Here is a 12,400-nt window from a genome sequence, read left to right on the forward strand (position 1 = left end):
AGGCGCAATGAGTGGTTTGAGCCGTAAAGTTAAATTAACGATAGCTTCAGGTTTCAGTGTTTTGGCATTAGCTGCATGCAGTACCGACACATATGTTAGCCAAGAAAATGTCGATAAATACGATCATCGAGTCAGTAAGTTCCTTATTGCAGAGTGTCTATCCCCTCAGAGAGAAATAAAAATTGCAGTTGCTGAACATTTTGATTTTGATAGGTATGAGTTAAAACAAGAAGATAGCGCAGCGTTGGATCAGTTTGTGCGCGATATCAGGAAACTGAAAGGTCGTATATCCATAGCGGCACATACAGATTACCAAGGTTCAGAGACCTACAATGAGCAGTTGTCGCTACGTCGTGCAAACTCGGTCAAAGAGTACCTACTAAAAAATCTGCCTAATAATGAATATCAATGGGAACTCAAACACTTCGGAGAGAAGGTGCCGCTATTTAAGGAAAAAACATTAGAGGCTAATGCTGCCAACCGTCGTGCGTATGTGATGTTTGAGCAAATGTTGGAAACGGAAACTCATGCTTCGTGTTTACCACCTAAGCCAAAACGCAAAGTTTTTGTCGCTTTAACCTCTCACTTTGAGTTTGATGATGCAACCTTGAGAGAGGAAGATAAGCAAGAACTGGATACGATTGCTTTAAAGCTAGAAGAGTTGCAAGGGCATATATTGATCGCTGGGCATACTGATTATCAAGGTTCTGTTAGCTATAACAAAAAGCTAGCGTTAAATAGAGCCGAAGCGGTAAAGGCGTACTTGGAAACCAAGGTTGCGAACACTGATTCGTTTATATGGGAAGTGAAATCGTTTGGCGAAAGTGAGCCCCTTGTGCATGAGAAATCATTGGTGGCCAACAAAAAAAATCGCCGTGTTTTTGTTGTCTTTAGAGAAGAAACCGTTCAACAAAGTAAGAAATAAGTTAAAACATGATGTTATGACTCTAGTTTTATTAACGAGTATTGAAACGCACATTGGCTAGAGAAAATATTAAAAATTACGAACAACAGAGACGTTGATTACAGAAGTCAGACAACAAGGAAGCAGTATGAATTCACCAAAAGTTGCGATTATCACCGGCGGTGGGCGAGGTATTGGCGCAGAGACAGCAAAACTCTTTGCTCGCCAAGGTTATGCGGTGTGTATCAACTACAAATCAAATGCCGATGCGGCGGCAAGCGTTGTGGAAGAGATTGTGGTAATGGGTGGTCAATGTATTGCGGTACAGGCTGATGCCTCCCAAGAAGCAGATGTCATGCGACTGTTTGAAACCGTGGATAAGCAGTTGGGTACTCTTACAGTGCTTGTTAACAATGCTGGGATCTTGAAAAAGCAGATGCGTCTGGATGAGATGGGTGCTGAGAGAATCAATACTATCCTCAGTAATAATGTCACCAGTTATTTTCTCTGTTGCCGAGAAGCAGTTAAACGCATGTCTACCCGTCATGGTGGGCAGGGAGGTGTGATTGTGAATGTATCATCAACCGCTTCTCGTTCTGGTTCTCCAAACGAATATATCGATTACGCTGCATCGAAAGGCGCGATAGATACTCTTACGAAAGGTTTGTCTCTTGAGGTAGCAGCAGAGGGCATTCGCGTTAACTGCGTCCGTCCCGGATTAATTCATACTGACATGCATGCTGATGGTGGTGAGCCCGAACGAATTGAAAGATTGAAATCCAAAATCCCGCTCCAGCGAGGTGGTCTCCCCGAAGAAGTCGCAGAAGCTATCTACTGGTTAGCTTCAGAAAAGTCATCTTTTTCTACAGGTAACTTTTTGGATCTAGCTGGTGGTTTGTGAGCTGTTACGAGAATAAATGGAACGAGTGAAAGATTGCCAGAGTGTACATCCTTCGACTGTCTTGAGACGTAAATGTTAACAGTGTCATAAAATCAAATAGATAACCGTTATCTATTTAGCTGAGAGATATTCCTTTAACCATGGTTATTTTTTAAGTTTTGTTGTGATCTGTTTCATATCAGTTCTGGAGTTGTTTTAACTTTCGATCTTCTTTGATGTTTATTTGTTGCACATTATTTACGTTTTTTCGAAATATGTATCTAAGTATTTCATCGTGTATAGTGTCTTGTGCTTTTGTTTGGTGGATTTAATAGAATCAAACGTTGAAAAATGGGCTGAAATAATGATTTTTAGAAAGCCTTTGGAACCAACATCTTTGATTATGGAGTTACGATGAGTAACCAAGCATTAAATCAAGCGACATCACCGAAGCCGAGCGGTATGGATCGTTTTCTTAATTTCATTGAACGGGCAGGTAACAAGATCCCTGATCCGGCAATTCTATTCTTCTGGGCACTCGTTATTACTTGGGTTGCGTCCGCACTGTTATCAAACGTTTCGTTTGACCTTGTGAACCCAAGAACTGGCGAAGCGCTGGTCATTAAAAATTTGCTAACTGGTGAGTCACTAGCGAACTTTCTTGCGAGCATGGTTACAACGTTCACTGGCTTTGCACCGCTAGGCATCGTGTTGGTTGCGATGTTAGGTGTGGGTGTGGCTGATTCTTCTGGCTTCATCACTACTGGTCTGAAGAAGATGCTGAACTTCACGCCAGCGAAGCTATTAACGCCAATGCTGATTCTGGTAGCGATTGTGTCACACACCGCAGCTGATGCAGGTTACGTACTGGTTATTCCTCTGGGTGGTATTATTTTCCACGCAGCAGGTCGTCATCCGCTAGCGGGTATTGCAGCGGCATTTGCTGGTGTTTCTGGTGGCTTCTCAGCGAACTTTATCCCTTCTGGTATCGATCCATTGTTAGCGGGTTTTACTCAGACAGCGGCTCAGGTTCTTGACCCTGAGTACGTAGTAAACCCTCTGGCGAACATCATCTTTACTGGTCTTTCTTCTGTTGTGGTTATTGCTATTGGTTGGTATGTAACAGAGAAAATTATCGAGCCACGTTTGGCAAACACGCCAATTGATGAAGATGCAGAAAAAGCGCCGGATCTTGCGTCTTTCACTGAGCTAGAATCAAAAGCTTTCCGTTACGCAGGTTGGGCAATGGTTGCTGGTATCGCGCTTCTTGTTGCTGCGCTAATGCCTGAAGACTCAGCACTACGCTCTCCAGATGGTCAGATTACTGCGTTTTCAGCGCCAATCATGAAGTCGATTGTGCCGTTGATCTTTATCCTGTTCATCATTCCAGGTTATGTCTACGGGCGAGTTTCTGGCACATTTAAAACCAGTAATGACATCATCAAAGCGATGGCAACGACTATGTCTACCATGGGTGCATACATCGTAATGTCGTTCTTCTGTGCTCAGTTTCTATCGGTTTTCGCTCAATCAAACATCGGTACTATGCTAGCGCTATACGGTGCTGAAGGTTTGAAAGCAATGAACCTTCCGGGTGAAGCAACAATCGTGGGTATGATCCTGCTAACTGCCTCAGTTAACCTAATCATCGGTTCTGCGTCTGCGAAATGGGCATTGATTGGTCCAATTCTAGTGCCAATGCTGATGGCGGTGGGCATCTCACCTGAGCTTTCTCAAGCGGCTTACCGTGTTGGTGATTCGGTATCTAACATCATTTCGCCTCTGATGGTGTTCTTCCCACTGGTAGTGGTTTACTGCCAACGTTACGTGAAGTCTACTGGTATCGGTACTCTGGCTTCTCTGATGATGCCATTCTCTATCGCGATGCTGATTGGTTGGACTGTGTTCTTACTTGCTTACTGGGCGGTAGGTATTCCACTAGGTATCCAAGCACCATACGAATACGTAATGTAGCCACGCCGAATACAAAAAAACCTGCCAAATATTGTGCAGGTTTTTTTTGCTTTTATGGGGAGTGTATAACGTCAGAATAATGGTGTTGAATATGCGCAGGTTATGACGGACATTGCCTAAAAGTGAAAGGAATTATTGCATGAGCTATCACCCAAAATATTGCATGTTTTATTGTCCTTGAATCAGCATAAATAAAAATATTCACAAATATTTATATCTATTTGAACTAATCGGTGTATAGTGCACACAGCTCTTAAACGTGAGCTATTTATGAAATGTTTAGTTCAAGTCTCTTCTCAGTTTTCTTTCGATCGATTTCGTTATACTACTCCTGCGGCAACTTATTCTTCATCTTCCATCAAATAGCCTCGATTTTGGATTTTATGATGATTAACGAGGTATTTATTATGTCTAATAAAGCAACTGGCTCAGTAAAATGGTTTAACGAAACAAAAGGTTTTGGCTTCATTTCTCAAGACAATGGTGGTCCAGATCTATTTGTTCACTTTAACTCTATCGTTTCAGAAGGCTTTAAAACCTTAGCTGAAGGACAGAAAGTAACATTTAGCGTTGAGCAGGGTGCTAAAGGCGCTCAGGCGACTAACGTTATAGCAGCTTAAGTTAGCTCTAGAAATAAATAAGCACGAGTTGCTTATTTAAATAGAAAAAGAACGAGTAGGATAAAAACATTTCGAGAAGCTTTTATCCTAAATTCGCGCAAGTGAATAATTTATTTTTGATGACCTGAATAGTCTGTTTAATCGATATTTTTGTTTTTTTATTTTTATGTAACTCTGGTTTTAATTTCGTTGTTACTGAAGTTTTTATTATTTCTATAAAATATAAATCTAAGAGTGAATATCTTTTAAAAAATGCTTTTCAGTATAGGAATAGTGAATGAGAAAAAGACGAGATAAAGTTGCAAAGAAAGCTTGGAAAAGTGGCTACGAAGCAAAATTTGAGCAAATGGTAGGTGAATACCATAGTGCAAAAGAGACTCTTGAAACAATGACGGCTGGTTCCGATGAATTCAAAGCGCAGGAAAAACTCTGCGAATCTCTTTTCGCAAGTGCTGAACGCTTCTTTAAGCAGCACCAATAGCTCCAGATTGATTTGCCACAGTCTTACTTGATCTTGTGGCTTTCCTTACATCCATCTAGTTGATCCTATTTAGACCTCTCTGGTCTTTTCCGCGCTACGCGACCTTATTACCTATTTGGATGTCTACGCTATTTCCCAGATTGAACAGATCTCTTGTATAACTGCTTTGGCAATCGGCGAATTCGCTTTGTTCTTTGGCACAATAAAGTAGAGCTCAGCCTCGAAGTCTAAATCTGGAATGATGGTGATTTGATTGTTCTGCGCATGTTCCTTTGCGTCTTCAAGTTCATAAAAACTCAGTCCCAGCCCACTTCTTACTAGCTCTAATCGAGTTGCATCATCATCACTGCTGGTAATGGCATTGATATCATCGCCCAACTTCATTTTTAGAAAATCATCAAACGGGCAGTAGTAACCCATGGTAATCCAGAGACTCTTTTCTAAAGGCGTATCGGAGTGAAAGCCGAATGGGGCAATCGTTGTGATTTTCTGCGATTTAACTTTCACTGAGACGAAATCGCTCGGCACTTCCCCATATACAAAACCTCCGTCCATCTCTTCAGAGCGTATTGCTTCAATCGTTTTCCCTGTAGACATAGGGTGGATTTGCAATGTAATACCGGGTGTACTTTCCAGTAAGTTCTCTATCAGGCGAGGGATTTCAAGCTGGGCTGGTTTTTGATTCAACGCCAAACGAAACGTACCGACGATTTCATCCTGACTTGATGCCGCGGCGTTCACTAAATCAAACGCGGAATCTAAGGTTTTCTGCGCTTTTTTAAGTAACAGTTCGCCTTTTTCGGTCAGTTTCATCCCTTTACTGGTTCGTACAAAAAGTGGCACTTGCAGCTCTTCTTCCAGCGCTTTGATGTGTGCGCTGACGGCTGGTGGCGTTGTGTATAGCTGCTTAGCCGCTAGGGTTAAGTTTCCTGTTTGAGCGACAACAACAAATGAGCGTAGGTGATAAAATTCCATCTAATCCAGTACGTTCCATTCTCAGCAATTGATGCTCCATTATCGGCTATCAGAAGCAAAAGTATATTTGTTTTCTCTTAACGCTCCCTTCAGAAACTACGAATTCTCATCGCTATGCTTGGTCAATACACTGGCTAGGAAACAAACAACATGGCTTTGGTTATACAACGTTAAGGAGATAAATCATTATGACTATGTCGAGTGTACTTGCCCACCCAGCGGCTGACAGCGAAACAGCGAATGCGTTTTTTAGCAACAAGCTGAGCTTTGAAACGGATTGCTCAGATGTTTACGCTGATATAAAAGAGAGCAACAAAGAATTCATTTTGCTCGATGTTCGAAGTGTCGAGGCCTATAACAAAAGCCACGCTATCACTGCAGAGAGTATGCCTCACGCCAACATCAATGCGGAGTCTTTTGCTCACTATCCGAAAGACACTACCTTTGTTGTTTATTGTTGGGGGCCGGGGTGTAACGGTGCGACTAAAGCGGCTAAGAAAATTTCAGCTTTGGGTTTTGCTGTTAAAGAGATGATTGGCGGTATTCAGTATTGGGAAGATTTCGAGCGTTACCCTGTGAATCGCCGATTAGGTGAAGCACAAAGCTAAATGATGGTTTAATAGAGTAAAACTCAAGCTGTGAACAGGTTACCTTGGAGTGAAAAAGTGAATCATCGAATCGATATCCGTATGAGTTGCTCAGATGATGTTTACGATATTTGGCAACTAATGTGCGAGCACGCAGATTATGAAGGCCACACTCTGGTTGTATCTGACCAGCTTCATTGTTTAGAGAATCACACATACCCCGCAGCAATCTGGGTTGTCGAAATCGATAGTCGAGTTGTGGGGTATATGAGCCTGATAAAGCAGTTTTCAACATGGGAGATGAAACACTATCTCTACTTGGATTGCCTTTATCTTAGACCTGAAGTCAGAGGCAAAGGCTTAGGCAAAGCGATGATGATGAAAGCTTCAGAGTTGGCTGATGAACTTTCTTTATCAGAAATTCAATGGCAGACACCAACATCAAATACTAACGCGATTGGCTTTTATCGCAAGTTGGGCGCGATTAATAAAGAGAAGCAAAGGTTCTTCTGGAACCACAATGAATTTAATTAGTTATCCCTGATTGCGACTTTCATTTGAAGCTGTCATTCTGAGAACCGTACATATAAACAAAAAACTCTGCCATCTATTTGAAGAGTCAGAATGTCAATAAAGCCAATTGATGAAAACACATGGGCAGGAATACTCTCAGTGCAGTCTGAAGTCTATTTGCAAGTAGAGCCTGAAACGATAGAGGTGTTGCAAAGTAAATGGCGTCGCACACCGCAGTGCTGTTTCGTGTATCAAGATAAAGAGTCAGTGCTGGGATATCTGTTGGCTCATGCTTGGGATAAAGAAACACCGCCGAAACTGTTTAAACCTTTACCAGAACAATCTGAGACTTTGCATTCGTATTTGTTTCTTCATGATCTCGCGATATCAGACAGAGCAGCAGGTAAAGGTATAGGTACTAAGTTGGTTAGCCACTTAATTTCAATAGCAAAAACAACGGGCTTTGATGAAATTCGCTTGGTGGCAGTACAAGGTTCATCAACGTTTTGGAGCAATATGGGCTTCAGCGTAGTAGACAAGCAGAGCATTTCATCAACCTATGGTGAAGGTGCCAAAATGATGAGATACGCTTTACAGGGGGAATAATGTTTAGCCTGAGAATAGAAAAGAATTTAAAGCTGGTTTTGGTGCAGCCTTCATTCGCAGCTCGCTATTTTGAGATTGTTCAAAGTGAACGTGAGTATTTAAGCCAGTGGTTAGCTTGGCCTCCTCATGCTGATAGTGAAGCGTTCTTCCTAAGTTTCATTCAACGTTCACTGCACGATTATGCCGATGGAAAGTCACTGGTTTGCGCAATGTTCTATGAAGACGAGCTGGTGGGAAACATCAGTTTCAATACCATCAATCATGATCTTAAAAAGGTCGAAATCGGTTACTGGCTGCGGGAAAAGTTTAAGGGTAAAGGTATCGTCACCCGTTCAGTATCTAAGCTCATCGAAATGGCGTTTCGTGAACTGAATATGCAGAAGGTAGAGATTTCAGCCGCCGTTGATAACGCACCCAGTCGCAATGTTTGTAAACGTTTGGGGTTCAACTTGGAAGGCATTATTACTTGTGCGGAGAATCTCAATGGACGCGTTGTTGATCATGCTGTTTATGGCTTGAGCCGCAGCCATTGGCTTGGCAAGTAAACAGATTTACGTTGTTCTCATTTATGTAGAACTTATGCTCTGAAACAAAAATCCCCACAGTGATTACTGCGGGGATTTTTTCATGCATCTAAGAACTCTTGTTGTATTGAATTGCTTTGAACAGTTAAATTTGTACTTTTAGAACGGCAGTTAATATCGCGTTGAGTTGCGATTTGATTGCGATGGCTTTATCCGCATCTAACTCGTATCTCCCTTGAGCGAGAGCGTCATTGCTTAGGTAAGTGTCTTGTGACATTTCAAGCTGAATGGCGTGAATGTTTTCACTTGGTTTACCAAATCCGCGAGTAATGAAACCGCCTTTGAAGCGTCCGTTGAGTACTTGGCTGTAGCGATCAGAAACCGCGCCCATCACAGCATCGACAATCGCGCTGCTGCATGATTCGCCTTGGTTGGTTCCCCAGTTGAATTCAGGCAACGTTCCTTCGAACAACATAGGTACTTGCGCAGCGATACTGTGGGCATCAAATAAGATGGCGTAGCCGTGAATAGATTTAAGGCGCGCGAGTTCTTGTTCAATTGTGGAGTGGTATGGGTGCCAAATCTGTTCTTTATAGCGTTTGTGGTCACTTTCGCTTGGTGCTTTACCATCAACGAAAACGGGAGTGGAGTCGAAAAGGATCTCTGGGAACAAGCCAGTAGTCTTTGTTGTGTAGAGTGGTTTGTCGTCACTTGGTCGGTTTAGGTCAATCACGTAGCGAGAATAGTTAGCTGAAATGACGCTCGCGCCCAGTTCTTTTACACACTCATAAAGCTCTGGAATAAACCAATCAGTATCTGGAAGTTTCTTAGCGGCTTCCGTCAAGCCTTGTTCAACTTCTGGAGTCAGACCTAAACCAGAATGAGGCATACTCACTAATAGTGGGACGCTTCCTTGATGAAATTCGAATGGTGAACGCACACAATTTGGCTGACTCATTTGACAGATACTCCGTTATCTTTATTAAATGTATATACATTTGTTAATCTAGCTGTCATAAAACGTTGTTGCAAGTGAGAGGTTAATTATTTATTGCGTTTATCTCACTTTTTTCTGTATTAAATACCCTTGTTTTTGTAGGTGAATTGAGTGGGGAAATATAACTTGTATATACATATGAAGCTAAATTACACTTATTTTAAACAGCGCAAGTGATTACTTTTTTGAATTAGGAATTCACCATGACAGGGACTCAAACACGTCATTATTTCTTTGCTGAGCGAGCTTGGCTTGCTGATGGTTGGCATAACAATGTCTCTTTCGAAGTTACCGACGGAGTGTTTACTCATGTCGAATCGGATACTTCAGCGGTTGAGGGAGCAACAAAGCTTATAGGCCCAGTATTGCCGACTTTAGCAAACGTGCATTCACATGCTTTCCAACGTGTAATGGCGGGAATGGCAGAAGTGTGTTTGAACCCAAATGATAGCTTTTGGAGTTGGCGCGAACTGATGTACAACATTGTACAAAAACTTTCGCCAGAACAAGCCAACGTTATCGCGACTCAGCTTTATATCGACATGCTGAAAGCGGGTTATACCCAAGTGGGTGAATTCCACTACTTACATCATGATGTTGCGGGTAAACACTATGCCAACCGCGCTGAGATGTCTCACCAGTTAATCAATGCCGCGGATCGTTCTGGTATTGGTTTGACGCTGCTACCTGTGCTGTATTCTCATTCTGGTTTTGGCGCGCTTGCTCCGAACGAAGGTCAAGCTCGCTTTATCAACTCGTCACACTCTTATTTGGAGCTGCAAAGTCAATGTGAACAAGCCTTAGCTGGTTCTAAGCTGCATAATCTTGGTATCTGTTTCCATTCACTACGTGCGGTAACAGAGCAGCAAATCAAAGAAGTATTGAGCTCATCAGACAGCTACAAAGTGGTACACATTCATATTTCTGAACAGCAGAAAGAAGTGAATGACTGTTTGGCATGGAGCGGTCAACGTCCTGTTGAGTGGTTGCATGAACATGTGGGTTTGAATGAGCGTTGGAACTTAATTCACGCGACACATTTGAATGAATGCGAGCTTAATGCAATTGCCAGCAGCAAAGCGGTAGTGGGTTTGTGTCCGACGACAGAAGCAAACTTGGGTGACGGCATTTTCCCTGGTGTTGAATTTGAACGTTTAAATGGTCGCTGGGGTATCGGTTCAGATAGCCATGTGAGCCTGTCGATTGTTGAAGAACTGCGTATTCTCGAATACGGACAACGCCTTCGTGATCAACAACGCAATCGTCTATATCGAGGCGAGCAAACCAGCATTGGTGATAACCTGTTTAAGCAAGCGTTATTGGGCGGCAATCAGTCATGTGGCGTAGAGCTAGGTTTAGCGGTTGGTCAGCGCGCAGACTTTATGGTGCTTGATGATAGCCATCCGTTTATTGCCGCAAGCGAAACCAAAGATGTACTGAATCGTTGGTTGTTCGCATGCAGCGAAAATGTGGTGAAAGATGTGTTTGTTGCAGGCAAGCAAGTGATTAGCGAAGGACGACATGAGCTCGATGTCATGAGCCGTTCAGAGTTCGCTAAAGTGATTAAGAAGGTTATTTACGATGTCTAATCACTCAAACTTGTTTAGCGTAGTTCCTCAATCTGACTATCTGCGTATGCCGTGGAAAAATGGCTTGGGTGAAACGTTAGAAATTGCGGTGAGTCGAGAAAACGATGATGTGCTGTATCGCGTTAGCCAAGCTGCTGTGGTTGAAGATGGCGCGTTCTCAGATTTTTCTGGACTGCATCGTACGCTTGTTTTGCTAAAGGGCAATGGGATGCTTCTGTCCCATAAAAACGCACAAAAAGAATATCAACATAACCTTGAGCAAGTGTTGTCTGTTGCGCATTTCGCTGGTGGTGATAGTACCTATGCGACCCTATCAAACGGGGCAATTGAAGATCTCAACATTATGGTGAGAGAAGGCAAAGCAGCTTCGGATGTGCAAGCCATTTTCTCTCCTGCCTCTTTTGATGTTAGCCGTGATTCGCACACGCTATTCACGGGCTTCTACGCTAATAGTGATTGTTTACTGGCGTTGAACTTTGCGTCAGAGCCTCACACGGTAAAGCTGCAAAGCCAATCAATGTTGCTGTTTAGCCGCACCGCAAAAGTGACACTGGAAAGCGGCTCAGGAGTGGCTATTTCCATTTACTCAATTGACTAAGTTTTCTTTTACTTATGTTTGAGTGAATAATTTAATAAGTCATCATATTGTAACTGGATATTTACATTCTTCGGGCGTATATTTCTGTTTCAATTCTGCGCAGTATATAGAGGGCAATATGTTAGAAGCGTTTGGCGTTATTAATATTTGGACGTATTTAGTTGGTCTGACAATGATCATTCTTGCTCCGGGTCCAAACTCTCTTTATGTATTGAAATCAAGCTCATCACTGGGTGTGAAAGCTGGCTATCAAGCCGCGTCTGGTGTGTTAATCGGCGATGCTGTTTTAATTCTGCTCTCTTATCTGGGGGTCGCTTCACTCATTCAAACTTCTCCAGTTTTGTTCACTATCATTCGCTATCTTGGTGCGGCTTACCTGCTGTATTTAGGTATTAAGATCATCCATCAATTGATGAGCAAAAAAGGTGAAGAGGGTGCAGAAATGGCGCGCCCTAAGAAGAAAGAGAACGTGTTTGCTAAGTCACTTACTTTGAGTTTGACCAACCCAAAAGCGATTCTTTTTTATGTGTCGTTCTTCATCCAGTTTATTGATTACACCTATGAGCACACTTGGGCGTCTTATCTGATTTTGGCAACCATTTTAGAAGTGTTCAGTATTGTGTATTTAAGTGCTTTGATCTTTTTGGGTACATCACTCACTCAACTGTTTAAGAACAACAAAGCGTTAGCGAACCTAGGTAATGGTCTGTTAGGTATGTTCTTTATGGGATTCGCAGCTCGTTTGGCGAGCTTGAGTTAACTGGATTGTTTGGAATTGGAAAAGGCTGCATTTCTGCAGCCTTTTGAATTTTTACGGCCAAGCTCGCTTTTTACCGCCCGAGTTCGCTTTAATCAGTTCTATCGCTTTCTTCGATTTGTCTTCAATCGAATCCAAGCTTTTCGCAACGTTAGCCTGAAACTGTTTGGTTAGCGCTACCTGTGCGACATCGGTTTTTGGCGCCGCTGGCGTCTGAAGCTTGTTGATCATTTGCGCCAATTGTTTGTTTTGGCTTTCCAACGTTTTTACTTTCAGATTGAGCTCTCTTAAAGCACTGTTTTGTTGTTCAATTTTGGCTTCGATACTGTTGAAGGCTTTGAGAATTTGCCCAACATTTTGCTCAGTCATCAAGTTCTCCGCGTTTGGTTAATCTG

The 12,400-nt window shown here is 42.5% G+C and carries 15 protein-coding genes; 12 read left to right on the forward strand and 3 right to left on the reverse strand.

Translation table 11 applies throughout. The features are described from left to right. Positions 1-7: 7 nt before the first annotated feature. From HKI82_RS16230 to HKI82_RS16250, 5 genes are all read left to right on the forward strand, one after another. Entirely contained in the window at positions 8-925 is a 918-nt protein-coding gene (locus HKI82_RS16230) for an OmpA family protein (protein WP_171138561.1), read from the forward strand. Between the two features lie 127 nt (positions 926-1,052). After that, a complete protein-coding gene (locus HKI82_RS16235; RefSeq protein WP_171138562.1) occupies positions 1,053-1,805 on the forward strand; it encodes an SDR family oxidoreductase in 753 nt (250 codons plus the stop codon). Between the two features lie 393 nt (positions 1,806-2,198). After that, entirely contained in the window at positions 2,199-3,758 is a 1,560-nt protein-coding gene (locus HKI82_RS16240; RefSeq protein ID WP_171138563.1) for an AbgT family transporter, read from the forward strand. Positions 3,759-4,165: 407 nt separating this feature from the next. Beyond that, on the forward strand, positions 4,166-4,378 hold the full coding sequence (locus HKI82_RS16245) for a cold-shock protein (protein ID WP_171138564.1): 213 nt from the start codon (positions 4,166-4,168) through the stop codon (positions 4,376-4,378). 277 nt (positions 4,379-4,655) lie between these two features. Then, complete coding sequence (locus tag HKI82_RS16250; protein ID WP_102942210.1) at positions 4,656-4,859, forward strand: hypothetical protein; 204 nt, start codon at positions 4,656-4,658, stop codon at positions 4,857-4,859. A gap of 123 nt (positions 4,860-4,982) precedes the next feature. Here HKI82_RS16250 and HKI82_RS16255 read toward each other — a convergent pair whose 3' ends face one another. Then, a complete protein-coding gene (locus HKI82_RS16255; RefSeq protein WP_171138565.1) occupies positions 4,983-5,834 on the reverse strand; it encodes a LysR family transcriptional regulator in 852 nt (283 codons plus the stop codon). Positions 5,835-6,022: 188 nt separating this feature from the next. On the opposite strand from HKI82_RS16255, the gene HKI82_RS16260 reads away from it, so the two are divergent. The 4 genes from HKI82_RS16260 (at position 6,023) to HKI82_RS16275 (ending at position 8,085) form a co-directional block, all read left to right on the forward strand. Next, a complete protein-coding gene (locus tag HKI82_RS16260; protein WP_206361944.1) occupies positions 6,023-6,442 on the forward strand; it encodes a rhodanese-like domain-containing protein in 420 nt (139 codons plus the stop codon). A 57-nt stretch (positions 6,443-6,499) separates the two neighbouring features. After that, positions 6,500-6,955: a GNAT family N-acetyltransferase gene (locus HKI82_RS16265; RefSeq protein ID WP_171138566.1), complete on the forward strand. Its 456-nt coding sequence runs from the start codon at positions 6,500-6,502 to the stop codon at positions 6,953-6,955. Positions 6,956-7,045: 90 nt separating this feature from the next. Then, complete coding sequence (locus tag HKI82_RS16270; protein WP_171138567.1) at positions 7,046-7,540, forward strand: GNAT family N-acetyltransferase; 495 nt, start codon at positions 7,046-7,048, stop codon at positions 7,538-7,540. Beyond that, positions 7,540-8,085 (forward strand): GNAT family N-acetyltransferase, encoded by a 546-nt coding sequence (locus HKI82_RS16275; RefSeq protein ID WP_171138568.1) that lies wholly within the window; start codon positions 7,540-7,542, stop codon positions 8,083-8,085. Before HKI82_RS16270 ends, HKI82_RS16275 begins: the two co-directional genes overlap by 1 nt. A gap of 124 nt (positions 8,086-8,209) precedes the next feature. On the opposite strand, the gene hutG is transcribed toward HKI82_RS16275, so the two are convergent. Continuing rightward, positions 8,210-9,022 carry an N-formylglutamate deformylase gene (gene hutG / locus HKI82_RS16280; RefSeq protein ID WP_171138569.1) on the reverse strand — a complete coding sequence of 271 codons (813 nt, stop codon included), beginning with the start codon at positions 9,020-9,022 and terminating at the stop codon, positions 8,210-8,212. A 242-nt stretch (positions 9,023-9,264) separates the two neighbouring features. On the opposite strand from hutG, the gene HKI82_RS16285 reads away from it, so the two are divergent. From HKI82_RS16285 to leuE, 3 genes are all read left to right on the forward strand, one after another. Next, complete coding sequence (locus HKI82_RS16285) at positions 9,265-10,650, forward strand: formimidoylglutamate deiminase (protein WP_171138570.1); 1,386 nt, start codon at positions 9,265-9,267, stop codon at positions 10,648-10,650. After that, positions 10,643-11,248 carry a HutD/Ves family protein gene (locus tag HKI82_RS16290; RefSeq protein WP_171138571.1) on the forward strand — a complete coding sequence of 202 codons (606 nt, stop codon included), beginning with the start codon at positions 10,643-10,645 and terminating at the stop codon, positions 11,246-11,248. Before HKI82_RS16285 ends, HKI82_RS16290 begins: the two co-directional genes overlap by 8 nt. Before the next feature lie 118 nt (positions 11,249-11,366). Beyond that, complete coding sequence (gene leuE / locus HKI82_RS16295; RefSeq protein ID WP_102942218.1) at positions 11,367-12,008, forward strand: leucine efflux protein LeuE; 642 nt, start codon at positions 11,367-11,369, stop codon at positions 12,006-12,008. Between the two features lie 51 nt (positions 12,009-12,059). On the opposite strand, the gene HKI82_RS16300 is transcribed toward leuE, so the two are convergent. Further along, positions 12,060-12,374 carry a hypothetical protein gene (locus tag HKI82_RS16300; RefSeq protein WP_102942219.1) on the reverse strand — a complete coding sequence of 105 codons (315 nt, stop codon included), beginning with the start codon at positions 12,372-12,374 and terminating at the stop codon, positions 12,060-12,062. Positions 12,375-12,400: the final 26 nt, after the last annotated feature.

This window comes from Vibrio plantisponsor (assembly GCF_013041605.1).
In the GTDB taxonomy this organism is placed as follows: domain Bacteria; phylum Pseudomonadota; class Gammaproteobacteria; order Enterobacterales; family Vibrionaceae; genus Vibrio; species Vibrio plantisponsor.